Genomic DNA, 910 nt, shown 5'->3' with positions numbered 1-910 from the left:
GTTCGAGCTAAAATCGATAATCAATCGATTTTTAACGCTCTCACCTCATCACGCTCATAACCGGAAGGCGGAGGAGGAAAAGCAAGCGATACAATATCGATTGCACGACGAACGGTTCAAAGCCAAACCCGCAACCAAATCTCCAAAAAACATCCGAAATTCAATAGCTCTGGCTAAACCAAGCAAAACTCTTGCAATAGACTGTGCAGCCTAAAGTCGATAATCAAGCGACGGCCATAAGGGCTTCACCTCAATCGCTTAAGTGAGGATGAGAGGAAGCTCTACTCAAGCTGTCAGAGTAAGCGTTCCTGATAAAGACTGCCTTCCAGACGCAACAGTGCTTCTTTCTTATCAAGGCCACCGCTAAAGCCTGTTAGCTGACCATTGGCACCGATGACGCGGTGGCAGGGAACAATAATCGAAATCGGATTAATAGCATTCACGCGGCCAAAAGCACGCGCAGAGCCACGATGACCGGCACGTTCTGCAAGTTCACCATAGGTGACAACTGTACCATAAGGCACTTTTGCAAGCTCCTGCCAGGCAGCCTTCAGAAAAGGCGTGCCATGCGGTGCAAGTGTAAGATCAAAATGACGTCTCTCCCTTGCAAAATACTGATGTATCTGCTCCGCGACATGGCCTACAGCTGCATCATCATGCTGTGTAACAGGGATTTGTGTATTGGCCGGATGCACGCGGCTGTCATTCTCAAAATCAAGGCGCATAACCGCGCCCTGATCATTCACAATAACGGTTAGCTCACCGATAGGCGTCCGAATACAACCTGAATAAAAACATACCGACATGAGCAATGTTCCGCTTGAGTATTTTGAGTGCATAAAGCAGTGACAATCTACCACTTTATGCTTGATGGTGCAGCGCCAGCAAGAGAGGGAAACAAAGGTAAAAC

Annotated in this window: 2 protein-coding genes; one reads left to right on the top strand and one right to left on the bottom strand. The window is 47.8% G+C overall.

Features of this window, described 5'->3' with window-relative positions; translation table 11 throughout:
• Positions 1-214, top strand: a 214-nt coding sequence (locus JNC80_RS19965; protein WP_376711419.1) for a hypothetical protein, incomplete at its 5' end; no start/stop codon positions are given.
• Positions 215-293: 79 nt separating this feature from the next.
• Here JNC80_RS19965 and JNC80_RS19960 read toward each other — a convergent pair.
• Positions 294-806, bottom strand: coding sequence for a methylated-DNA--[protein]-cysteine S-methyltransferase (locus JNC80_RS19960; protein ID WP_376711418.1), 513 nt, complete (start codon positions 804-806; stop codon positions 294-296).
• Positions 807-910 lie beyond the last annotated feature (104 nt).

It is taken from the genome of Pseudochrobactrum lubricantis, assembly GCF_041929865.1.
GTDB classification, from domain to species: Bacteria; Pseudomonadota; Alphaproteobacteria; order Rhizobiales; family Rhizobiaceae; genus Pseudochrobactrum; species Pseudochrobactrum saccharolyticum.
This window is presented reverse-complemented; position numbering and strand designations above follow the sequence as displayed.

What these genes read in the sequence shown, in the direction of transcription:
- JNC80_RS19960 (WP_376711418.1), bottom strand. Translation starts at nt 806, where the DNA reads ATGTCGGTATGTTTTTATTCAGGTTGTATTCGGACGCCTATCGGTGAG.